General features: G+C 64.6%; 24 protein-coding genes. 16 read left to right on the forward strand and 8 right to left on the reverse strand.

Annotated features, from left to right (window positions below; translation table 11 throughout):
- Positions 1 to 189 precede the first annotated feature (189 nt).
- From glpD to ACSHT2_RS27690, 7 genes are all read left to right on the forward strand, one after another.
- Complete coding sequence (glpD, locus tag ACSHT2_RS27660) at positions 190 to 1740, forward strand: glycerol-3-phosphate dehydrogenase (protein ID WP_440637828.1); 1551 nt, start codon at positions 190 to 192, stop codon at positions 1738 to 1740.
- Positions 1737 to 2876, forward strand: a complete 1140-nt coding sequence (locus tag ACSHT2_RS27665) for an ABC transporter ATP-binding protein (RefSeq protein WP_440637830.1) — start codon at positions 1737 to 1739, stop codon at positions 2874 to 2876. Before glpD ends, ACSHT2_RS27665 begins: the two co-directional genes overlap by 4 nt.
- 12 nt (positions 2877 to 2888) lie before the next feature.
- Positions 2889 to 3974: an ABC transporter ATP-binding protein gene (locus ACSHT2_RS27670; protein WP_440637831.1), complete on the forward strand. Its 1086-nt coding sequence runs from the start codon at positions 2889 to 2891 to the stop codon at positions 3972 to 3974.
- The gene (locus ACSHT2_RS27675) at positions 3974 to 4876 is read left to right on the forward strand and encodes a carbohydrate ABC transporter permease (RefSeq protein WP_319330189.1); all 903 of its coding nucleotides are present in this window, start codon (positions 3974 to 3976) and stop codon (positions 4874 to 4876) included. The genes ACSHT2_RS27670 and ACSHT2_RS27675 overlap by 1 nt, the downstream gene beginning before the upstream one ends.
- On the forward strand, positions 4876 to 5682 hold the full coding sequence (locus tag ACSHT2_RS27680; RefSeq protein WP_027575556.1) for a carbohydrate ABC transporter permease: 807 nt from the start codon (positions 4876 to 4878) through the stop codon (positions 5680 to 5682). Before ACSHT2_RS27675 ends, ACSHT2_RS27680 begins: the two co-directional genes overlap by 1 nt.
- A 64-nt stretch (positions 5683 to 5746) precedes the next feature.
- Entirely contained in the window at positions 5747 to 6076 is a 330-nt protein-coding gene (locus ACSHT2_RS27685) for a DUF2160 domain-containing protein (RefSeq protein ID WP_124163319.1), read from the forward strand.
- A gap of 131 nt (positions 6077 to 6207) precedes the next feature.
- A complete protein-coding gene (locus ACSHT2_RS27690; RefSeq protein ID WP_440642947.1) occupies positions 6208 to 7950 on the forward strand; it encodes an ABC transporter substrate-binding protein in 1743 nt (580 codons plus the stop codon).
- 248 nt (positions 7951 to 8198) lie between these two features.
- Here ACSHT2_RS27690 and ACSHT2_RS27695 read toward each other — a convergent pair whose 3' ends face one another.
- The 3 genes from ACSHT2_RS27695 to ACSHT2_RS27705 form a co-directional block, all read right to left on the reverse strand.
- Complete coding sequence (locus ACSHT2_RS27695) at positions 8199 to 9299, reverse strand: alkene reductase (RefSeq protein ID WP_440637832.1); 1101 nt, start codon at positions 9297 to 9299, stop codon at positions 8199 to 8201.
- 179 nt (positions 9300 to 9478) lie between these two features.
- Positions 9479 to 9982: a DUF1993 domain-containing protein gene (locus tag ACSHT2_RS27700; protein WP_319330184.1), complete on the reverse strand. Its 504-nt coding sequence runs from the start codon at positions 9980 to 9982 to the stop codon at positions 9479 to 9481.
- A gap of 241 nt (positions 9983 to 10223) precedes the next feature.
- Positions 10224 to 11525, reverse strand: a complete 1302-nt coding sequence (locus ACSHT2_RS27705) for a lytic murein transglycosylase (protein ID WP_440637833.1) — start codon at positions 11523 to 11525, stop codon at positions 10224 to 10226.
- 187 nt (positions 11526 to 11712) lie between these two features.
- Here ACSHT2_RS27705 and htpX point away from each other — a divergent pair, with 187 nt between their 5' ends.
- Positions 11713 to 12666: a zinc metalloprotease HtpX gene (htpX, locus tag ACSHT2_RS27710; RefSeq protein ID WP_440637834.1), complete on the forward strand. Its 954-nt coding sequence runs from the start codon at positions 11713 to 11715 to the stop codon at positions 12664 to 12666.
- 131 nt (positions 12667 to 12797) lie between these two features.
- The gene (locus tag ACSHT2_RS27715; RefSeq protein WP_440637835.1) at positions 12798 to 13439 is read left to right on the forward strand and encodes a tetratricopeptide repeat protein; all 642 of its coding nucleotides are present in this window, start codon (positions 12798 to 12800) and stop codon (positions 13437 to 13439) included.
- Between the two features lie 5 nt (positions 13440 to 13444).
- Here ACSHT2_RS27715 and ACSHT2_RS27720 read toward each other — a convergent pair whose 3' ends face one another.
- On the reverse strand, positions 13445 to 13795 hold the full coding sequence (locus ACSHT2_RS27720; RefSeq protein WP_440637836.1) for a hypothetical protein: 351 nt from the start codon (positions 13793 to 13795) through the stop codon (positions 13445 to 13447).
- Positions 13796 to 13969: 174 nt separating this feature from the next.
- On the reverse strand, positions 13970 to 14770 hold the full coding sequence (locus ACSHT2_RS27725) for a hypothetical protein (protein ID WP_440637837.1): 801 nt from the start codon (positions 14768 to 14770) through the stop codon (positions 13970 to 13972).
- A 221-nt stretch (positions 14771 to 14991) separates the two neighbouring features.
- On the opposite strand from ACSHT2_RS27725, the gene ACSHT2_RS27730 reads away from it, so the two are divergent.
- Positions 14992 to 15285 (forward strand): antibiotic biosynthesis monooxygenase, encoded by a 294-nt coding sequence (locus ACSHT2_RS27730; protein WP_035676462.1) that lies wholly within the window; start codon positions 14992 to 14994, stop codon positions 15283 to 15285.
- 137 nt (positions 15286 to 15422) lie between these two features.
- On the opposite strand, the gene ACSHT2_RS27735 is transcribed toward ACSHT2_RS27730, so the two are convergent.
- Complete coding sequence (locus tag ACSHT2_RS27735; protein WP_440637839.1) at positions 15423 to 16868, reverse strand: helix-turn-helix domain-containing protein; 1446 nt, start codon at positions 16866 to 16868, stop codon at positions 15423 to 15425.
- A 100-nt stretch (positions 16869 to 16968) separates the two neighbouring features.
- The gene (locus ACSHT2_RS27740; RefSeq protein WP_440637840.1) at positions 16969 to 17100 is read right to left on the reverse strand and encodes a hypothetical protein; all 132 of its coding nucleotides are present in this window, start codon (positions 17098 to 17100) and stop codon (positions 16969 to 16971) included.
- On the opposite strand from ACSHT2_RS27740, the gene ACSHT2_RS27745 reads away from it, so the two are divergent.
- From ACSHT2_RS27745 to ACSHT2_RS27755, 3 genes are all read left to right on the forward strand, one after another.
- Entirely contained in the window at positions 17099 to 18730 is a 1632-nt protein-coding gene (locus ACSHT2_RS27745) for an isocitrate lyase (RefSeq protein WP_440637841.1), read from the forward strand. The two genes, ACSHT2_RS27740 and ACSHT2_RS27745, sit on opposite strands and share 2 nt — an antisense overlap.
- 32 nt (positions 18731 to 18762) lie before the next feature.
- Positions 18763 to 18975: a DUF4170 domain-containing protein gene (locus ACSHT2_RS27750; protein ID WP_027575539.1), complete on the forward strand. Its 213-nt coding sequence runs from the start codon at positions 18763 to 18765 to the stop codon at positions 18973 to 18975.
- A 195-nt stretch (positions 18976 to 19170) separates the two neighbouring features.
- The gene (locus tag ACSHT2_RS27755) at positions 19171 to 19725 is read left to right on the forward strand and encodes a hypothetical protein (RefSeq protein WP_440637842.1); all 555 of its coding nucleotides are present in this window, start codon (positions 19171 to 19173) and stop codon (positions 19723 to 19725) included.
- A 121-nt stretch (positions 19726 to 19846) separates the two neighbouring features.
- Here the strand turns inward: ACSHT2_RS27755 and ACSHT2_RS27760 are convergent, their stop codons facing one another.
- Positions 19847 to 20728, reverse strand: coding sequence for a metallophosphoesterase family protein (locus ACSHT2_RS27760; protein WP_440637843.1), 882 nt, complete (start codon positions 20726 to 20728; stop codon positions 19847 to 19849).
- A gap of 92 nt (positions 20729 to 20820) precedes the next feature.
- Between ACSHT2_RS27760 and ACSHT2_RS27765 the strand changes: the two genes are divergently transcribed.
- From ACSHT2_RS27765 to ACSHT2_RS27775, 3 genes are read left to right on the forward strand one after another with little or no spacing between them, the layout of a single operon-like run.
- On the forward strand, positions 20821 to 21312 hold the full coding sequence (locus tag ACSHT2_RS27765; protein WP_440637845.1) for an NUDIX domain-containing protein: 492 nt from the start codon (positions 20821 to 20823) through the stop codon (positions 21310 to 21312).
- Between the two features lie 47 nt (positions 21313 to 21359).
- Positions 21360 to 21515 (forward strand): hypothetical protein, encoded by a 156-nt coding sequence (locus tag ACSHT2_RS27770; protein ID WP_440637846.1) that lies wholly within the window; start codon positions 21360 to 21362, stop codon positions 21513 to 21515.
- Positions 21512 to 22453 (forward strand): glycosyltransferase family 2 protein, encoded by a 942-nt coding sequence (locus ACSHT2_RS27775; protein ID WP_440637847.1) that lies wholly within the window; start codon positions 21512 to 21514, stop codon positions 22451 to 22453. Before ACSHT2_RS27770 ends, ACSHT2_RS27775 begins: the two co-directional genes overlap by 4 nt.
- Positions 22454 to 22503 lie beyond the last annotated feature (50 nt).

Raw genomic sequence — 22503 nt, forward strand, 5'->3', positions numbered from 1 at the left:
GGCCACGCCGTTCGATTGAGCTGTTTGCCTCGAAACTTGCCCGGTTTATTGCCGATTTCCCCGCCTCATTGCCATCGAATATGTTCCCCTTTCACTTCCTTTCGCCTCTCTTTCATCTTGCTTTCGTTTTTCGGTATGATCTAATGAAAAGCGAAAGTAGCCGCTCGACGAACGGGCGGTCGCCGGGGGATGCGTCTGTTGGAGCGTATTTTCGATCTCGCCATTATCGGAGGCGGTGTTAACGGCTGCGGCATCGCGCGCGACGCGGTGGGCCGCGGCAACACGGTTTTCCTGTGCGAAATGAACGATCTGGCGAGCGGGACGTCGTCCTGGTCGACCAAGCTGGTGCATGGCGGCCTGCGCTATCTCGAATATTATGAGTTTCGCCTGGTCCGCGAGGCGCTGATCGAGCGCGAGATCCTCTGGGGCATCGCGCCCCACATCATCCGCCCCCTGCGTTTCGTCCTGCCGCACCATGCCGGCCTGCGTCCCGCCTGGCTGCTGCGCCTGGGCCTCTTCCTCTATGACCACATCGGCGGCCGCCACCTCTTGCCGGCGACCCGCTCGGTCGATCTGCGGCGCGACGAGGTCGGCAAGCCGCTGATCCCGAATCGCTATGCCCGCGCGTTCGAATATTCCGACTGTTTCGTCGACGACGCCCGCCTCGTCGTGCTCAACGCGCGCGATGCCGCCGACAAGGGCGCCGAGATCCGCACCCGCACCCGCGCCACCGAGATTCGCCAGGCCGGCGGCCTCTGGACCGTCAGCATGGTCAATACGCTGACCGGCGAGCGCTCGCAGGTCCAGGCGCGTGCGCTGGTCAATGCCGGCGGTCCCTGGGTCGAGGACGTGCTCGGTCGCGGCGCCGGCGTCAATGCGAAGGCGAAAGTCCGCCTGGTGCAGGGCTCACATATCGTCGTGAAGAAACTCTACGATCACGACCGCGCCTACATGTTCCAGAATGCCGACGGCCGCATCATTTTCGTCATCCCGTACCAGGACGATTTCACACTGATCGGCACCACCGATCGCGATTATGACGGCGATCCTGCCAAGGTGAAGGCGACGGCCGAGGAGATCCAGTATCTGTGCGCCGCGGCGAGCGAATATCTCGCCAAGCCGGTCACGCCGGATGAGGTGGTCTGGACCTATTCCGGCGTGCGTCCGCTCTACGACGACGGCGCCAGCGAAGCCAAGGCCGCGACGCGCGACTACGTGTTCGAGCTCGACACGCCCGGTGGCGTGCCGCTGCTGTCGATCTATGGCGGCAAGATCACGACCTATCGGAGGCTCGCCGAAGAGGCCCTGGAACGCCTTGCGCCCTATCTCCGCAGCGCGAAAGCGCGCGAGGGCTGGACCGGCAAATGGCCGCTGCCCGGCGGCGACATGGATGTGTCCGACATCGACGGTCTGATCGCCGAGCTCCAGCGCGGCTATCCCTTCCTCAGCCATGAGCATGCAAGGCGGCTCGCGCGCGCCTATGGCACGCGGGCGATCAAGCTGCTCGGCGATGCGAAATCGGCGGCCGATCTCGGCCAGGCCTTCGGCGCCACCCTGACCGAGCGCGAGGTCCGCTACCTCATGGCCAATGAGTGGGCCGTCACAGCGGAGGACGTCGTCTGGCGCCGTTCCAAGCTCGGCCTGCGACTATCTGACGACGAGATTGCGGCACTCGACGACTGGATCAGGACCCACGCCGTGCCGCAAAGTCCCCTGCTGGAAGCGGGAGGACGCTCATGACCGTGACACTCGATCACGTGACCCGGACCGTCGACGGTGTCGAGCACATCCGCGACGTCTCGTTGACGCTCGAGAGCGGCACGCTCAACGTGCTGCTCGGGCCGACGCTGTCGGGCAAGACTTCGATCATGCGATTGCTCGCTGGCCTCGACAAGCCGACCACGGGCAAGGTCCTGGTCAACGGTAAGGACGTCACCGGCACCGACGTGCGCAAGCGCTCGGTCGCGATGGTCTATCAGCAGTTCATCAACTACCCCTCGCTGACGGTCTACGAGAACATCGCCTCGCCCCTGCGCGTGCAGGGCAAGCCGCGCGACGAGATCGAGGCGCGCGTGGCGGAAGCGGCAAAGCTGCTGCGGCTCGAGCCGTTCCTGAAGCGCACGCCGCTCCAGCTCTCCGGCGGCCAGCAGCAGCGCACCGCGATCGCACGCGCGCTGGTCAAGGGCGCCGATCTCGTGCTGCTCGACGAGCCGCTCGCCAATCTCGACTACAAGCTGCGCGAGGAGCTGCGCGCCGAGCTGCCGCGCATCTTCGAGGCTTCGGGCGCGATCTTCGTCTATGCCACCACCGAGCCGACCGAGGCGCTGCTGCTCGGCGGCAACACGGTGTGCATGTGGGAGGGCCAGGCGCTGCAGATGGGCGAGACCGCCAACGTCTACCGCCGGCCGCAGACCTTGCGCGTTGCGCAGGTCTTTTCAGATCCGCCACTCAACCTCGTCGGCATCGAGAAGAAGAATGGCTCCGTGCAATATGCAGGCGGCACCGCGTCACCGGCCACGGGGCTCTATTCGTCGCTGGCTGACGGCATCTATCGCGTCGGCTTTCGCGCGCATCAGCTCGCGCTCGCCAATGGCGAGGCCGACCGCCATGCCTTCCATGCCACGGTCACGGTGACCGAGATCACCGGTTCGGAGAGTTTCGTGCATCTGACCCGCGACGGATCGAACTGGGTGGCGGTGCTGCACGGCGTGCACGAGTTCGAGCCGGGCCAGACGCTCGACGCCGTGCTCGATCCGAATGATGTCTTCGTGTTCGACGCGGCGGATCGCCTCGTCGCGGCACCCGGCATAGCGTTTTCAAGCGAAGCGCGTAGCGGTTCGCGTGAGGAAAACGCGTTAAACAGAAAAAGCTCTTGAGGGAGATGCGCAATGGCCCGCATTGACCTCGTCGATCTCGCGCACTCCTACGGCGGCAACGATGCCGCGCCGGAGAGCTTTGCGCTGAAACCCGTCACCATGACCTGGCGTCAGGGCGGCGCCTATGCGCTGCTCGGGCCGAGCGGCTGCGGCAAGACCACGCTGCTCAACGTCATTTCCGGCATCATCACGCCGTCGCGGGGGAAGATCCTGTTCGACGGCAAGGACATCACTCCGTTGTCGACCCAGAAGCGCAACATCGCCCAGGTGTTCCAGTTTCCGGTGATCTACGACACCATGACGGTGGGGCAGAACCTGGCGTTTCCGCTGAAAAATCGCGGCGTACCGAAGGCCGAGATCGACAGGCGCGTCGCCGAGATCGGCCGCCTGCTCGACCTCGAGCCCTACCTGAACCGCAAGGCGACGCGGCTCACGGCCGATGCCAAGCAGAAGATCTCGCTCGGCCGCGGCCTGGTCCGCTCCGACGTCGCCGCCGTGCTGTTCGACGAGCCGCTGACGGTGATCGATCCCGAGCTGAAATGGCAGCTCCGCTCCAAGCTGAAGGCGCTGCACCGCGAGCTCGATCTCACGATGATTTACGTCACCCACGACCAGACCGAGGCGCTGACCTTTGCAGACACCGTCGTCGTCATGCATGACGGCCGCGTGGTGCAGAGCGGCACGCCGGCCGAACTGTTCGACAAGCCGGCGCATACTTTCGTCGGCTATTTCATCGGCTCGCCCGGCATGAACATCCTGCCGGCGGAGGTGCGAGGACGCGAGGCCAGGGTTGGCGGCCACGTCATCGCGCTCAATCGCGCCTACGACAATCTGCCTGCGGGAGCGACGATCGAGATCGGCGTCCGTCCCGAATTCGTCGAGGTCGTTGCGCCCGCGCCCGGCCTGCTCACCGCGAAGATCGAGCGCATCGACGATCTCGGCCGCATCCGCTTCGCGCGCGTGCGCGTCGGCGACGCGAAGCTGGCCGCGCGCGCGCCGGCGGGCTTCACAAGCGCGGACGGCACCGCCGGCCTGAAATTCGATCCGTCGCACGTTCACGTCTATGCCGACAGCCTTCTGGTGGAGGGAGCCGCCTGATGGACAAGACCGTCAACCAAAAAGCCTGGTTCCTGGTGCTGCCGGTGTTCCTGGTCGTCGCCTTCTCGGCGGTGCTGCCGCTGATGACGGTGGTGAACTATTCGATGCAGGACACGTTCGGCAACAACCAGTTCTTCTGGAACGGCGTCGGCTGGTTCAAGGAGCTGCTCGATCCCTCGACCGATCTCGGCGGTCGCTTCCTCGCCTCCCTCGGCCGCAATCTGTTCTTCTCGCTGGTGATCCTCGCCATCGAGGTGCCGCTCGGCATCGTCGTCGCGCTGTCGATGCCGCGCGAGGGCTGGACGGTCGCGGCCTGTCTCGTGATTCTTGCGCTGCCGCTGCTGATTCCATGGAACGTGGTTGGCACGATCTGGCAGATCTTCGGCCGCCCGGACATCGGCCTGCTCGGCTATGTCCTCAACGCGATGGGCTTCGACTACAATTACGTCTCCAACGACGTCGACGCCTGGGTCACCGTCATTGTGATGGACGTCTGGCACTGGACCAGCCTCGTTGCGCTGCTCTGCTACGCCGGCCTGAAGTCGATTCCCGAGGCCTATTACCAGGCCGCGCAGATCGACGGCGCCTCGCGCTGGGCCGTGTTCAAGGCGATCCAGCTGCCGAAGATGAACCGCGTGCTGCTGATTGCGGTGCTGTTGCGCTTCATGGACAGCTTCATGATCTACACCGAACCGTTCGTCGTCACCGGCGGCGGACCCGGCAATTCCACCACCTTCGTATCGATCGAACTCGTCAAGATCGCGCTCGGCCAGTTCGACCTCGGCAAGGCCGCGGCGCTGTCGCTGGTCTACAATCTGATCATCCTGATCGTCTGCTGGATCTTCTATACTGTCATGACCAATGCCGGCACCGAACGAGCCGTGAAGGAAGGAGCCGCGTGATGCATTCGATTCCCGGCCGCCGCCTCATCATGGGGCTGTTCCTGGTCTTCCTGCTGCTGCCGATCTATTGGCTCGTCAACATGAGCTTCAAGACCAACAGCGAGATCGTCTCGACGATGACGCTGTGGCCGCACACGCCGACGCTCCAGCACTACAAGCGCATCTTCACCGACGAGAGCTGGTATTCCGGCTACATCAACTCGCTCGAATACGTCGTCCTCAACACCATCATCTCGATCTCGGTGGCGCTGCCGGCGGCCTACGCGTTCTCGCGCTACCGCTTCCTCGGCGACAAGCACCTGTTCTTCTGGCTGCTGTCGAACCGCATGGCGCCGGCCGCGGTCTATGCGCTGCCCTTCTTCAACCTCTATTCGGCGATCGGCCTGTTCGATACGCCCTGGGCGGTCGCGCTGGCGCATTGCATCTTCAACGTGCCGCTCGCGGTGTGGATCCTGGAAGGCTTCGTCTCCGGCGTGCCGCGCGAGATCGACGAGACCGCCTTCCTCGACGGCTATTCCTTCCCGCGCTTCTTCATCAAGATCCTGGTGCCGCTGATCGCGAGCGGCATCGGCGTCGCCGCCTTCTTCTGCTTCATGTTCTCCTGGGTCGAGCTGTTGCTCGCGCGCACGCTGACCTCGGTGTCGGCCAAGCCGATCGCCGCGATCATGACGCGCACCGTGTCGGCCGCCGGCATGGATTGGGGCCTGCTCGCTGCCGCCGGCGTGCTCACCATCATTCCGGGCGCGCTGGTGATCTGGTTCGTCCGCAACTATATCGCGCGCGGTTTCGCGCTCGGCCGGGTGTAACGCGCATGATCCTGAAAAGTGGAAGCCGGTTTTCGGAACAGATCATGCGCAAGGAGTAAGAGCCATGGAGTCTATCGCATGGATGGCCTGGACGCTGCCGACCGCGATCTTCTTCGTCGCGCTCGCCTGCACCCTGGCCGTAATGACCTGGCTCGCCGCGGTCTATCCCGAGGCCGAGCGCGTCGGCGTGCTGCGCATCCCGACCACGCGCGGCGATCGCCTGTTCATCTCGCTGATCGCGGCCGCCGTTATCCACCTCGTGTGGATCGGTCTCGTCGGCACCGACCCCATCGCCACGCTGCCGGTCGGCGAGGAGGGTTTCGAGATTTCGAGCCTGTGGCTCGCAAGTGGAATTTCGCTGGTCACGGCCGCGCTCATCTTCCGCACGGTCTGAAACTCGCGAAGGGACGGCCAGATCCGGGGGCCAACCCGGGCCTGTATAAAAGTTTGTCGCTGCAACGGAGGAACAACATGCGACAGTTTAGGAGAAGGAAAGGTCCATTGACCAAGAATCGCTTTTTGACCATGTCCAGCACCGCCGCGCTTCTTGCGGTGTCGCTCGCCATGTCGGCGCCGGTGCGCGCTGCCGACGAGGCCGTGATCCAGAAATGGATCGCGGAATTCCAGCCTTCGACGCTGTCGAAGGAGGACCAGAAAAAGGAGCTGGAGTGGTTCGCCAAGGCCGCCGAGCCCTTCAAGGGCATGGAGATCAACGTCGTCTCCGAGACCATCACGACTCACGAATACGAGGCGCAGACGCTGGCCAAGGCGTTCTCCGAACTCACCGGCATCAAGCTCAAGCACGACCTCATCCAGGAAGGTGACGTCGTGGAGAAGCTGCAGACCCAGATGCAGTCCGGCAAGAACGTCTATGACGGCTGGATCAACGACTCCGACCTGATCGGCACCCACTTCCGCTACGGCCAGACCATCGCGCTGTCGGACTACATGACCGGCGAGGGCAAGGACGTCACCGACCCCATGCTCGACGTCAACGACTTCATCGGCAAGTCGTTCGGCACCGGGCCGGATGGCAAGCTCTATCAGCTGCCCGACCAGCAGTTCGCCAACCTCTACTGGTTCCGCTACGACTGGTTCACCAATCCCGACTTCAAGGCCAAGTTCAAGGCCAAGTACGGCTACGAGCTCGGCGTGCCCGTGAACTGGTCTGCCTATGAGGACATCGCCGAGTTCTTCACCAACGACGTCAAGGAGATCAACGGCGTCAAGGTCTACGGCCATATGGACTATGGCAAGAAAGACCCCTCGCTCGGCTGGCGCTTCACCGACGCCTGGCTGTCGATGGCCGGCAACGGCGACAAGGGCATTCCGAACGGTCTGCCGGTCGACGAATGGGGCATCCGCATGGAGGGCTGCCGTCCGGTTGGCTCTTCCGTCGAGCGTGGTGGCGACACCAACGGACCGGCGGCGGTCTACTCGATCACCAAATATCTCGAGTGGATGAAGAAGTACGCGCCTCCGCAGGCCCAGGGCATGACCTTCTCCGAGTCCGGTCCCGTGCCGGCGCAGGGCAACATCGCCCAGCAGATGTTCTGGTACACCGCCTTCACCGCCGACATGGTGAAGCCGGGCATCGCCGTGATGAACGCGGACGGTACGCCGAAATGGCGCATGGCTCCCTCGCCGCACGGCGCCTACTGGAAGGAAGGTATGAAGCTCGGCTACCAGGACGCGGGTTCGCTCACGCTGCTGAAGTCGACCCCGCCGGATCGCCGCAAGGCGGCCTGGCTCTATCTCCAGTTCATCGTCTCCAAGTCGGTGAGCTTGAAGAAGAGCCATGTCGGTCTCACCTTCGTCCGTGAATCCGACATCTGGGACAAGTCGTTCACCGAGCGTGCGCCGAAGCTCGGCGGCCTGATCGAGTTCTACCGCTCGCCCGCGCGCGTGCAGTGGACCCCGACCGGCAACAACGTGCCCGACTATCCGAAGCTCGCGCAGCTCTGGTGGCAGAACATCGGCGACGCTTCGTCCGGTGCGAAGACGCCGCAGCAGGCGATGGATGCGCTGGCCGCCGCTCAGGACTCCGTAATGGAGCGCCTGGAGAAGTCCGGCGTGCAGGGCGCCTGCGGTCCGAAGCTCCACAAGAAGGAGAAGCCGGAGTACTGGTTCGCCAAGGCGGAAAAGGACGGCACCGTCGCGCCCCAGCGCAAGCTCGCCAACGAGAAGCCGAAGGGTGAGACGGTCGACTACGACACGCTGATCAAGTCGTGGCCGGCGAGCCCGCCCAAGCGCGCGGAGGCGAAATAAGCAGCGCTTAGAGAGTCACAAACACGAAAGGCCGGGAGCGATCCCGGCCTTTTTCTTTTGTGCTTGTGGTGACGAGCTTGTGGGACGCGCGTCCCACACACCCGGTGTCATTGCCCGCCTAGTGCGCAATTGCGCACAGGGGCGGGCAATCCAGTATTCCAGAGGCGGTCATGATTGAATCGAGGGGCCGCGGCGTACTGGATGCCGCGCCTTTGCGGAACATGACAGCGTCGTGGGTGGATGGTCCCTCACTCCGCCGGCTCGGCCGCCAGCGTCGGATAATCCGTATAGCCCTTCGCCCCGCCGCCGTAGAACGTGGTCTTGTCCCAGTCGTTCAGCGGAGCGCCCCGCTTCAGGCGTTCGACCAGGTCGGGGTTGGAGATGAACGGCTTGCCGAAGGCGATGAGATCGGCCGCGTTCGCGTCCAGCACCTTGGTCGCGAGGTCGAAATCATAGCCGTTGTTGGCGACGTAGGCGCCGGAGAAGCGCTTGCGCAGGGACGCATAGTCGAACGGTGCAATGTCGCGCGGCCCGCCGGTGGCACCCTCGACGACATGGAGATAGACCAGATTGAGCGCGCTGAGCCCGTCGACGATGTGATCGAACAGCGGTTGCGGGTTGCTGTCGGAGAGGTCGTTGGCCGGCGTCACCGGCGAGATACGGATGCCGGTGCGATCGCCGCCGGCCTCTGCGGCGACGGCCTTGGCGACTTCCAGCATCAGCCTGGCGCGGTTCTCGATGGAGCCGCCATAGGCATCGGTGCGCTTGTTGGCGCCGTCCCGCGCGAACTGGTCGAGCAGATAGCCGTTGGCGCCGTGGATTTCGACGCCGTCGAAGCCGGCTTCCAGCGCGTTCTTCGTCGCACGCTTGAAGTCGTCGATAATCCCGGGAATTTCGGAGAGTTCGAGCGCGCGCGGCTCGGAGACGTCGGCGAAGGTGCCGTTGACGAAGGTCTTGCCCTTGGCGCGGATCGCGCTCGGCGCGACCGGGGCAGCGCCATTCGCCTGGAGGTCGACATGCGAGATGCGGCCGACATGCCAGAGCTGGATGAAGATCTTGCCGCCGCGCTCATGCACGCGATCGGTGACCTTGCGCCAGCCGGCGACCTGGTCCTTGCTGTAGATGCCGGGCGTGTCCTGGTAGCCCTGACCCTGCTGCGAGATCTGGCTCGCTTCGGTGATCAGGAGCCCTGCGGAGGCACGCTGGCCGTAATAGTCGGCCGCCAGCGGACTCGGAACGAACGTGCCGGGCGTTGCGCGGTTGCGCGTCAGCGGCGCCATCACCAGGCGATTGGCCAGCGTGATGGGGCCGAGCTTGTAGGTCTCGAACAATTTAGTCGAACGGCTCATGGGAAATGCTTCCGGGCGGTGAGAGGTCCCGAACACTTGTGCATCGCGGCATCAGGCGCAAGGGAAGAGCCATTCGGAAAGTGCAGGTGAGCTGCGCGGCGGGGCTGCCGTAGCATAATTCATGTGCAACTTCGGCTGCGGCAGCGGATTTCCGCTGCCGCAGCCGTGCGATTTCGCAATCAGTTTGCGCCGAGGAAGTCGCGCTTGCCGATCTCGACGCCGTTGTGGCGCAGGATGCCGTGGGCGGTCGCGGCGTGGAAATAGAAGTTCGGCAGCGAGAACGAGCTCAGGAATTGCTGGCCTTTCATGGTGATGGATTTGTCGGGGCCGGCCGGGAAGGTGACGTCCCTCGCATCGGCGCCTTCGAACTGCTCGGGCTTGAACGACTTGACGTAGTCGATCGTCTTCGCCAGCCGCTGCTTCAATTCCGCGAAACTGGTCTCGGTATCGGGCGTCGAGGGCACTTCGCTGTGAGCAAGCCGCGCACAGCCTTTGGCAGCGAAATCGCAGACGAGCTGAACTTGCCTCGACAACGGCAACATGTCCGGGAACAGGCGCGAGCCGAGCAGGACGCCGGGATCGATCTTTCTCGCCGCGCAATGCGCCTCAGCTTTGGTGAGCAGCCCAGTCACGCTGTTCAGCATTTGCAAATAGGCGGGGACGACGGCGTCGTGGAAGGACATGTGATGCTCGCTTCAATGGTGGGAAATCTCAGGAGAAAACCTGAGCCACTCACATGGGAGCCTCATGGAAAAATACAATCGCAGAGCGCGGCTTGTCCGATACGAAAATTCTACGGCGTCATCCTCGCTGTCATCGCCCGGCTTGACCGGGCGATCCAGTACGCCGAGACAGTTTTGGTTGAATCGATAGGCCGCGGCGTACTGGATGCCCCGGTCGAGCCGGGGCATGACGGAGGAGGGTTTAGCGGATCGTCGCCTGGGGCTGTGCCTGCGCCGAGCCGCCGCGCATGCGGGCGACCAGCTCGGCCGTCGGCCAGGAATCGGCCGGCAGGCCGTACTTGATCTGCATCGCCTTCACCGCAGCGCGGCTCTGCTGGCCCAGCACGCCGTCAACCTTGCCGACATTGAAGCCGGCACGCACCAGGAGCTGCTGCAATTCCTTGAGCTCGTTGAACGGCAATTGCGCGACCGGCGCCGACGGCTTGCGCATCGGCGCGGCACCGGCAATGCGCGAGGCGAGATAGCCCGCCGTGGTCGAATAGATCAGCGAGTTATTCCACTCGGTGTAGGCCGCGAAATTCGGATAGGCCAGGAAGGCGGGACCATGGCGTCCCATCGGCAGCAGCACGGATGCCGCAAGATTGTCATTCGGCAGCGGACGTCCGTCGGGATAGGTGACGCCCAGCTGCGCCCATGTCGAGCGCGGCTCGCGCGTCGTGAGATCGGTCTTGTCCCACGGCAGGTTCGGCGGCACCTTGATTTCTTCCAGCCAGGGCTCGCCGCGCCGCCACTTCAATCCCGTGGCGATGTAGTTCGCGGTCGAGCCGATCACGTCGGCCGGCGAGCGCAGCAGGTCGCGCCGTCCGTCGCCGTCATAATCGACCGCATAGTTCACGTAGTGCACGGGCAGGAATTGCGTCTGCCCGAGCTCGCCGGCCCAGGAGCCGATCATCTCGTCGGGATGCAGATCGCCGCGGTCGATGATCTTCAGCGCGGCGATGGTCTCGCCCACGAACATCTCGGAGCGGCGGCAGTCATAGGCGAGCGACACCAGCGATTTCAGCGTCGGCAGATTGCCCATGTTGGCACCGAAGTCGCTCTCGAGGCCCCAGAATGCGGCAATCACGGCGGGCGGCACGCCATATTCCTTTTCGGCGCGTGCAAAGGCCGCGGCGTATCGCTTGATATGTTGCTGTCCGTTCTGCATGCGATAGGGCGCGGCCATGCGGCCGGCGAACTCAGTGAAGAGCTGGCCGAACACGCGCTGGCCGCGGTCGCGATTGACGATGCCCTGATCGTAGACGAGATACGGCGAGGCCTCTGCGATCGTCCGCTGCGATACGCCGGCGGCCACCGCCTGTTGCTTCACGTCGGCCAGGAAACGATCGAAGCTCGCACCATTGTGGCACGAGGCCGCGCGCGGCGAGGGGGCGGTGGCTTTGGGTGCGGCAGGCCTGGCGGGCGGCGGCGCGAACTGGGCGGAGGCGGGAGTGGAGAGCGCGAGTAGAGCGGTGGCCGCGATCGCAAATCGGGTCAGGAGCATGAGGTTTCCGCTGGGGGAGGAGAGGCTGCGATTCTTGACGGAGTTTAATGGAATGATGGCGCTCAAACCAGTGCCGCGGCTCCGCGACGCACCCGGAAACCTTGCATCCCGGCCGGGGTCATCCCTACCTGATGTTTGCCGGTCTGCAGGCGCTTCCAGCGACCGCGGCCGGCCTGGAGAGACGGCCATGAACTATTTTCGTACCGCAATGCTGCTCGCAGGCCTGACCGCCCTGTTTATGGGCGTCGGCTATCTGATCGGCGGTGCCTCCGGCGCCATGATCGCGCTCGTGATTGCCGCCGCGACCAATCTCTTCACCTACTGGAACTCCGACCGCATGGTGCTCTCGATGTACGGCGCCCATGAGGTCGATCGTTCGACCGCCCCGGAGCTGGTCGGGCTCGTCGCCGAGCTTGCGGGCCGTGCTGGCTTGCCGATGCCGCGGGTGTTCGTGATGGACGAGCTGCAGCCCAATGCGTTCGCGACCGGCCGCAACCCGGAGAACGCCGCAGTTGCCGTCACCACCGGCCTGATGAACCAGCTCAGCCGCGAAGAGCTCGCCGGCGTGATCGCGCACGAGCTCGCGCACATCAAGCATCACGACACGCTTCTGATGACCATCACGGCGACCATCGCGGGCGCGATCTCCATGCTGGCCCAGTTCGGCATGTTCTTCGGCGGCAATCGCGACAACAACAATGGTCTGGGCATCGTCGGCTCGATCCTGATGATGATCCTCGCTCCGCTCGGCGCCATGCTGGTGCAGATGGCGATCAGCCGCACCCGCGAATATGCCGCCGACAATCTCGGCGCGCGCATCGTCGGGCAGCCGATGTGGCTGGCCTCGGCGCTGGTGAAGATCGAGGGCGCCGCGCATCAGGTGCCGAACTACGAGGCCGAGCGGAATCCCGCGACCGCGCACATGTTCATCATCAATCCGCTGTCGGGCCACGGCGTGGACAATCTGTTCACCACTCACCCCTCGACCCAGAACCGTGTCGCTGCCCTCCAACAGCTCGCGTCCGAGCTAGGCGGGCAGGCGGCGCCGTCGGTCGGCGCCAACGAGAACCACCCGCCGCGCGGTCCCTGGGGCCAGTCACGTGGTTCTTCCCGCGGTCCTTCCCGCGGTCCCTGGGGCTAACGGAACCGGTGAGGATTTGCGGCTTTGTGACCTGGCGCACATAGGGTCTTCCCGGCCGGTGTTAACACTTCGACGTAACCATTCCTTCGAAAGGGGATGCGTGGCCGGCCCGCTGCCGGCCACCGTCGAAGATGACCAGAGCTGCCATACCCTTGCTGATCGTTCTTTGCGTGCTCGTCGGCCTGTCCACGCACATGGTCGTCAATTGCGGCGACGAGGATGATCCCGACATCTGCTCGGCCGTGATCGGCTTCTCGCCGCTCCGCGGCTCGCTGATCGCTTTCGCCTATGAGGGGCGCGGACGGATCGCGCTGCGTCACGGCGACTTCAGGCGGGCGCTCGCCGATTTCGACGAGGCCATCCATCTCAATCCCAACCGCGCCTCGCTCTATCGCGAGCGGGCGCTGGCGCGCCGGCAGAACGGCGAGCTCGAGGGTGCCATTGCGGATTATGACGAGGCGATCGCGCATAATCCCAAGCTCGCCGCGCCCTATCACCAGCGTGGTCTTGCGCTCGCCGCCATGGGCGATCTCGATCGCGCCATCCTGAGCTACAACACGGCGGTCCGCCTCGACCCCACCGATGCGCAGGCCCGTCTCGATCGCGGCCTCGCGTTCCTCGCCCGCGGCCAGGCCGACGATGCCCGCGCCGATTTCGAGGCCGCGCTGGCGCTGCCCGCCGGCAGGAACGGCGGGGCGCGAGAAGCCGCGCGCGCCAAGCTCGCCGAGCTCGCCAGCGCCGAGCCGACCCGGGTCTCTGCGCCGCGGCGGTAAGTGGGTTATTTCGCCTTCTTGGCTTTAGCCTTCTTCGCCTTGGCCTTCTTCTCGGGCTTTTCCTTCGCCTTCTTTTCCACCTTCACCGCGACCGGCGTGCTGGCGGCCAGACGCATCGATCGGGCGTAGCTGTCGGCGACGTTGTCGGCGGACATCTGGAGGCGCTTGGCGGCGGCAGTGGCCTGCTCCATGACGACCTTGGCCATCATCTTGAAACGCTCGCCGGTCTCCTTGCCCTTGGCCTTGGCCGCAAGGCCGTTGAAGCGATCCCGCCGCTCCTTGGCGCGGGTCATCAGGCCCGTATGCAGCTGTCTGGCCAGTTGCCGGATCACGACATCCAGGTCGGCGTCCGCCATGTTCTCTCATCCTCTTCGAAAAACGGTATCGATGCGGCGGGACTATGCAGATCGGGCCCCGCCTTGGCAATTCCCGCCGGCGCGTCATCCGCAGCTTCCGGCTTATGAAACAAAAAAGCCGCGCATTTTGCGCGGCTCTTTGGCTGGCTCGCTTGAGAAGACGCTAGCTCTGCCTCACTTCAGCGAGGCCACCGGGCCGTTCGCTGCCGCCGGCTCGGGGTCGAAGCCGAATACGCCGACCAGGTATTTGTAATAGTCCGGCATCTTCTGCTTGAGCGCCTCGCGCGATTTCGGATCGTGGAATTCGCTTTTTCCGGCCAGGAAGATGCTGGCGGTCACCGCAAAGAATTCCATGGGATTCTTCATCGCATAGGCTTCCTTGGGCAACATGTCCTTGGACTTGGCCAGCGCGTAATAGGCGATCACGCCCTTGTTGGCGTAGCCGTCCGGCAGCAGCCGTGCGTGATAGGCGTGGAGGAGCTCGTGCAGCAACACGGCCTCCTTTTCGTAGCGCATCATGTCCGGCCGCAGCATGATCACGCCGAGCCCCGAATCGACCGCGAGGTCGACGGCGTTCGGATTGGTCCAGCGCTGCTTGTCGTGGTCCCACACCGTCAGCGTCCGCGGCACGCGGCGCTCGACGTTGGGCGCGACGCGGCCGTAGCAGGCGGTTGCGGCGCCTTCGTCGAGGCAGGCGAACTCGCTCGCGACGATTGGCACGGTGCGGAAGAAGCGCAGCACGCGCGGCGACAGGCCGGCCGCTTCGACCGCGTCGATCTGCTGCTTCAGATTGTCGGTGAGCTTGTCGACGTCCTTGCGGTCGGAGTTCTCCGACAGGTCGAACATGTAGCCGCGGTAGCCCTGGAAGCCCGGCGGCAACGACGGCGCCGCCTCGGCATCGAGCGACCCGGCATGGGATGGATTGGCGAAGAGCGCGCCGACAATGGTTGCGGTCAGCAGCAACGCAATGCGCATGATGAACCCCCTGATGTCACTTCGCCCGGCAGAATAGGCCGCCGTTGTTTGCGAAACGTGAGTGGGGCGAGACTAAGGCGCCGATGTTGAGGCGTGCTTAATCCCTGGTTGCGGATCGCGCAGGCGGATTAGTGCGGGGTTAACCAAGCGTGGATCGGCCACGCACTTCGGCGTAACATGAAGCGGGGACACCAACCCCAATTGCCGGAAGGGAGGATGCCATGTATGCCGCCATCCGTCAGGCCAAGGCGAAAAGCGGGAGTGCGGAAGAGCTGGCGCGCCGCATCAAGGACGGCGCCGTTCCGATCATCAGCGACGTCGATGGTTTTCGCGCCTATTACGTCGTCTATGCCGGCGACGACACGGTGACCGCGATCTCGATCTTCGACAAGTTCGAGCAGGCCGAGGAGGCGAACCGGCGCGCGATCGCCTGGATCGAGAAGAATCTGGGCCCGCTGCTGGCCGGCGACGCGCGCGCCGTGGCGGGGCCGGTGATCGTGCATACGCTGGCATAGGTCGGAGGCTGTCGCCTCACATTCAACTGTCATCGCCCGCGAAGGCGGGCGATCCAGTACGCCGCGGCAGTCGTTGTGAATCTCGAGGTCTCTGGAATACTGGATGCCCCGCCTGCGCGGGGCATGACAGCTGTGCCTCACAGCTCCCGCGCATTCGAGAACGCAAAGCTCGACACCCGCCGCGTCGTCTCGTCCAGGATCAGCGTGCGCGTGATCGGGGGCTCGGCGCGCTGGGCGCAGTTTTCGCGCTCGCACAGACGGCAGTTGACGCCGATCGGCGTGCCCTCGGTCTTCTCAAGGTCGATGCCGGCGGCATAGGTCAGTCGGGCGGCGTGGCGGATCTCGCAGCCGAGGCCGATGGCGAAGCGCGGCTGCGGCAACGGGTGCGGCGCGACGGGGCGGCGCACCATCTGCGCGATCGAGAAATAGCGCGTGCCGTCCGGCAGCTCGATCACCTGCTTGAGCAGGCGGTCCGGCGTGTCGAAGGTCGAGTGCACGTTCCACAGCGGGCAGGTGCCGCCGAATTTCGAGAACGGGAAGGTGCCGGAGGAGAAGCGCTTCGAGACGTTGCCGGCATTGTCGACACGCAGGAGGAAGAACGGAATGCCGCGCGCGTTCGGCCGCTGCAGGGTCGTGAGACGGTGGCAGACCTGCTCGAAGCCGGAATTGAATCGTTGCGCCAGCACGTGGATGTCGTAATTGAGCGCTTCGGCTGCGGCCAGGAACGCAGGGTAGGGCATCATCACCGCCGCTGCAAAATAGTTGCCGAGCGTGATGCGGAACAGGCGACGCGGCGCGTCGTCCAGCGGACCGGCGCGGCCGATGATGGTCTCCAGGGCTTGCGCGCATTCGCCGAGGCCGAGCTGGAAGGCAAGCTGGAACGCGCGGCCGGGCTGGTCGACCAGCTCGGAGATCAAGAGTTGGCGGCGATGCCGGTCGAAGCGCCGCAGCGTCTCGCGCATCACGTCCACAGGCATGATGCGGGTCTGGATCGAATGCTTTTCACGCAGCCGCGCCGCGAGCGCCGCATACAGCCCTTCGGCCGGGACGTTCAGTTCATCGCGCAGAGTCTCGGCGGCCTGCTCCAGCTCCGGGAAATAGTTGCGGTTCGCCTCGATCAGCTCGCGCACGCGCTCGACCGGATTGGCCTCATAGCGCGTGCCGACGTCGCGGTCGGCCATTTGCGCGGCGGCCAGCGTCTCGCCTTGGCGCGCCTCGGTATAGGCGGCGTAAAGCCGCTGTAAGGCGTGGGTGACGCCGGGGCAGAGCTCGGCGAGGTCGCGCAGCTCCTGCTTGGGCACGTCGATCTGGCGGAACAAGGGATCGGAGAAGATCTCGTTGAGCTCGGCAAAGAAGCGGTCCTCGTCGGCGGTGGCGAGGTCGCGCAGGTCGAGGTCATAGGCCTCGGCCAGGCGCAGCAGGATCTGCGCCGTCACCGGGCGCTGGTTGCGCTCGATCAGGTTGACATAGCTCGGCGAGATCCCGAGTCCCTCGGCGATCTGGGTCTGCGATAGCCCCAATTGCTGCCGGATCCTCCGGAAGCGCGGGCCGACGAAGAGCTTCTTGCCGGAATTGGCGGGCATTTTCTCAGATCTCCGGACTCATCAAGGTCAGCTTCTTTGACCTATTTTTTTACAAAATTTACAAAATAACATCTATTACATGTTCTGATGTTACATGACATCACCAATCGGAAACAAGCCCTCTATCCGAATTTTCCATTTTCGCGTTTAGCTCCTGACACGTATCTCGCAATGCACTGTCAAGAATGTCGATGGCCAGCATCGCCATCGTCAGCGAAAGGATCAGGTCCATGAACTACCAGCCCCGCGGCATCAGCCCCCTCCTGCGTCCCGCCTCCTATCAGAGCGAGGTCGAGGCAGCTCAGGCGCTCCTCGAGACCCAGCCGACCTGGAACGGTGTGACGGCCGAGGCCGTCGCGCGCATGCGCCTGCAGAACCGCTTCAAGACCGGTCTCGACGTCGCCCGCTACACCGCGGCCTTGATGCGCGCGGACATGGCCGCCTATGACGGCGACCCCACCAAATACACCCAGTCGCTTGGCTGCTGGCACGGCTTCATCGCCCAGCAGAAGCTGATCTCGGTCAAGAAGCATTTCGGCAAGACCGATCGCACCTACCTGTATCTCTCGGGCTGGATGATCGCCGCGCTGCGTTCCGAGTTCGGTCCGCTGCCCGACCAGTCGATGCACGAGAAGACCTCGGTGCCGGCGCTGATCGAGGAGCTCTACACCTTCCTGCGTCAGGCCGATTCACGCGAGCTCAACGACATCTTCCGCAGCCTCGACAAGGCGCGCAAGGAAGGCGACAAGACCAGGGAGAAGGAGCTGATCGAGAAGATCGACAACTTCCAGACCCATGTCGTGCCCGTCATCGCAGACATCGACGCCGGTTTCGGCAATGCGGAGGCGACCTATCTGCTCGCCAAGAAGATGATCGAAGCGGGCGCCTGTGCGCTGCAGATCGAGAACCAGGTCTCCGACGAGAAGCAGTGCGGCCACCAGGACGGCAAGGTCACCGTGCCGCATGAGGTCTTCCTCGCGAAGATCCGCGCCTGCCGCCACGCCTTCCTCGAGCTCGGCGTCGAAGACGGCGTCATCGTGACCCGCACCGACTCGCTCGGCGCAGGCCTGACGCAGCAGATCGCCGTCAGCCACAAGCCCGGCGACATCGGCGACCAGTACAACAGCTTCCTGGATTGCGAGGAAGTCACGGCGGAGAACGCCAGGAACGGCGACGTCATCATCAACCGCAACGGCAAGATGATGCGCCCGAAGCGGCTGCCCTCGAACCTCTACCAGTTCCGCCAGGGCACGGGTGAGGACCGCTGCGTGCTGGACTGCATCACCTCCCTGCAGAACGGCGCCGACCTGCTCTGGATCGAGACCGAGAAGCCGCATATCGAGCAGATCGCGAAGATGGTCGACCGCATCCGCAAGGTGGTTCCGAACGCGAAGCTGGCCTACAACAACTCGCCCTCGTTCAACTGGACCCTCAACTTCCGTTGGCAGGTCTACGACGCGATGAAGGAAGCCGGCAAGGACGTCAGCAAGTACAACCGTGCCGAGCTGATGAAGGCGGAGTACGACGACACGCCACTGGCCAAGGAAGCCGACGAGCGCATCCGCACCTTCCAGGCGGATTCGGCCAAGCGCGCCGGCATCTTCCACCACCTGATCACGTTGCCGACCTACCATACGGCAGCGCTCTCGACCGACAATCTGGCCAGGGAGTATTTCGGCGAGCAGGGCATGCTCGGCTACGTCAAGAATGTCCAGCGCGCCGAGATCCGTCAGGGCATCGCCTGCGTGAAGCATCAGAACATGGCCGGCTCCGACATCGGCGACGACCACAAGGAGTACTTCGCCGGCGAGGCGGCCCTGAAGGCGGGCGGCGCCCACAATACGATGAACCAGTTCGGCTAACGAACCACGCTACTCTCGATAGGAGACTGACAATGACCAAAGGCAGCAATTTCTGGGTGATCGGCGGCGAGTTCGGTTCGATGAACTTCCACAAGCTCGTGGAAGGCTCGGCCCAGGTCAAAGGTCCGTTCAAGTCCCGCAAGGAAGCCGAGGACTGCTGGCGCGAGGTGTCGGAAGAGAGCCGCCACAAGGCCGGCGTCCGCTTCTCGATCGTGGAAGAGCCGCAGCGCGCTCCGGCAGCCTGACCAGGCGGCTGCCGACCTGAACCAAGAAGACGTCCAAGGACTGATGGTCCCATCCAGGCCCTGCCTGGGTGGGATCGTCTGTTTTTGGCACAGGTGACGTGGCTGTGGGCGCTGTAAGTATCTGGAATTGTGGGCCTTTGCGGAAGGATTGGTTGCTGATAGGTTAATGCAGGAAAGTCGAGTACGAGGCCGACAATGTCAGAGCCCGAGACCAGCGGGACCCATCCCGGCCAGCCGCGCCCGGTGCGGCTGCGCGATGCACTGCTGCGCGCGCGGATCGAGGCCGCCGACCGGACCGGCGTCGTCGTCGATCTCAGGGACGCCGAGGTGGCGCGGCTCGAGATCCTCAACGACGCGCTCGATCCCCTGTTCGCGCAGGTGCCTGATCAGATCGACCTGTTCGACCGCGGCATCAGCCAGGGTGATACGCCGAGACTCTGGATCGACGTCGTCGCCCACGTCGTGATGGGGCGCGACAAGCGGATGTACCGCTTCGTCCAGGACACCCGCTTCGGCCGCATCGTGCTCGCCGAATCGCACGATACCGCTGTGATCGTCGAGGCCGTCACCGACTATGTCGCGCGCCGCATGGTCGAGCGCGAGCGTGCGATGGTGGTCCCGCCCGAGCCGCAGGCACCGGCCACCGTGCCGCCGCGCCGCTCGCGCATCTGGCCGTTCGTGTTCGGATTTGTGCTCGGCGCCGCCGCGTTGTTCGGGGTCGCGGTGCTGGCGGCTTTGCGGAGCTGGTGAGACTCTCGCCCTCGTCATTCCGGGGCGCGCGAAGCGCGAGCCCGGAAACCATTCATCAGCACGGACGGCGGCCTGATGGATTCCGGGTTCATGCTTCGCATGCCCCCGGAATGACAGGGGTCTAAATCAACCTCGCATGCTTGATCTGCCCGATCTGGAATCCAGCCCCCAGGCTCCGCACCGTCTGCTCGCAGCGCCAGCCGGCATTGTCCTTCTCGATCGTCAACAGATTATACGCCGCCGCCGGGTAGCGTCCGTGCGCGAGCGCGGAGGCCGAGGGGACGCCGAGCGCGGGAATGTTGCCGTTGGGGCCCTCGACCCACACCGTCGAATGAACGTGGTCGTGCCCGTGCAGGATCAGCTCGACGCCGTGGCGCTTGAGCAGCGCGAGCAGAGCGGGCGCGTCCGTCATCCGCTTCTGGCGGGATTCGGATTTCAGCGGATGATGCACCAGCAGCACGCGGAAGACGTCCTCGGCCGCGAGCCGTTCGAGGAGCTCTTCGAGCGATGCGAGCTGATCGGGCCCGAGCGTGCCCGTCGCCATCAGCGGCAGGGTCGGCACCGCCGTGGACAGGCTGATCAGCGCAAGCGGCCCGCGCCGGCGCACGGACGGGAAACCGATGCGGCCGTCGTCGCCGGCAAGATAGGGCGCAAACGTCTCGCCGAAACGATGAGAGGTGGCACGGACATAGGCGTCGTGGTTGCCGGGAATCGCGGTCACGTGCTCGGGCGGGCCGACGCTCTTGAGCCAGTGCAGGGCCGGCGCGAATTCCGCCTCCAGCGCGAGGTTGACGAGATCGCCCGTCACCGCGATGTGGTCGGGCGACTGCGCCTTCATGTCGGCGACGAGCGCGTCGAGAACCTCGCGGCGCTGATACTTGTGGCGGTTGCGCGTCCAGTTGACATAGCCGAGCGCGCGCTTGCCCGCGAGCTCGATCAGCCGGGGCTTCGGCAAAGGCGGCAGATGCGGGTCGGACAGATGGGCGAGAGTGAAGGGAGCCATGGGGCGCGATTGCCTCGCTATTGCTCTGCTGTAATGGCAAGGTCGCAGCCGGCGCGCAAGCTGCGCCTGAAACGGGGCGGCAGGGAAGTCTGATGGGAGAACGTCTAAACGGTGTCCGACGAAAAGCCGAGCCGCTGCTGCGGCGGCTCTTCCACGCCTATTTCATGCTCGTCCGCGGCATGACGCTCGGCGTCCGCGCCGTGGTGCTGGATGCCGAGGATCGGGTCTTCCTGGTCAGGCACAGCTACGTCAGCGGCTGGTATCTGCCTGGCGGCGGCGTCGACCACGGCGAGACCATGGAGCAGGCGATGCGGCGCGAGCTCAAGGAGGAGGGCGACATCGATCTCACCGGAGATGCCGTGCTGCACGGCATCTTCCTCAACAGCCACGTCTCCCGCCGCGACCACGTCGCGGTCTACGTCGTCAGGCAATTCAGGCAGGATCGCCTGCCCGCGCCCAACCGCGAGATCGTCGAATGCGGGTTCTTCGCGATCGCGGCGCTGCCCGAGGGCACCACGCCCGGCACGCGGCTGCGGATCGCGGAAGTGCTCGATGACCGGCCCTTGATTGCGACGTGGCGCTGAGGACGGCCTGTGCTAGTAACCGGCTCGACGCATACCACGGAAACCTAATGAAGATTGCCAAGCCCGCCTTCGGCCTGATCTGTCTTGCGATCCTTGCCAGCAACATCGTCACGATGGCGCGCTGGAGCGAGGCGCGCACGCTGCCCCTGCAGGCTGCGCCGTTCGGGCGCGGGCCGACAAGCCTCGGAGTGCCGTCGCGATGACCTCAGCGCAACTTCGCATCGCCGTGCTCGTGCCCTGCTACAACGAGGAGGCGGCGGTCGCGACCGTCGTTGCCGATTTCCGCAGGGCGCTGCCCTCGGCGGAAATCTACGTCTACGACAACAATTCGCGCGACCGCACCGCCGCGGTCGCGCGCGAAGCCGGCGCGATCGTGCGCACCGAGCGCCGGCAGGGCAAGGGTCACGTCGTGCGCCGCATGTTCGCGGACGTCGAGGCCGACGTCTATGTGCTGGTCGACGGCGATGCCACCTACGATGCGCCGAGCGCACCACGCATGATCGACAGGCTGCTCGATGATCACCTCGACATGGTGGTCGGCCTTCGGGTCGATCAGGTCCAGGCCGCCTACCGGCTCGGCCACCGCACCGGCAACCGTATGCTGACCGGTTTCCTGTCCTCGACCTTCGGTCACGATTTCAAGGACATCCTGTCCGGCTACCGGGTGTTCTCGCGCCGCTTCGTCAAGTCCTTCCCCGTCCTCTCCGACGGGTTCGAGATCGAGACCGAGCTCGCGGTCTATGCGCTGGAATTGTCGCTGCCGGTCGCCGAGATCGAGACGCCCTATTACGCGCGCCCTGAAGGCTCGTTCTCGAAGCTCAACACCTGGCGCGATGGCTTCCGCATCCTCGGCACCATGCTGAAGCTCTACCGTTCGGAGCGGCCGTTGCGCTTCTTCACGGTGATCGGAATCCTGCTGGCGCTGGCCTCGGTGATCCTTGCGATCCCGATTGTGATCACCTTCATCGAAACCGGCCTCGTGCCGCGCCTGCCCACCGCCGTGCTGTCGATGGGCCTGATGATCATGGCCCTGCTGTCGGCGTCGTCGGGCCTCGTGCTCGACACGGTCACGCGAGGGCGGCGGGAGATGAAGATGCTGGCCTACCTGTCGCAGCCGTCGTTGAAACGGGACGGAGGTTGAACCCAAATCAGGACGGGTGTCCGTGCGGACCAAGCATGCAATTGACGTGT

The sequence above is a fragment of the Bradyrhizobium sp. PUT101 genome (assembly GCF_052043945.1).
In the GTDB taxonomy this organism is placed as follows: Bacteria; Pseudomonadota; Alphaproteobacteria; order Rhizobiales; family Xanthobacteraceae; genus Bradyrhizobium.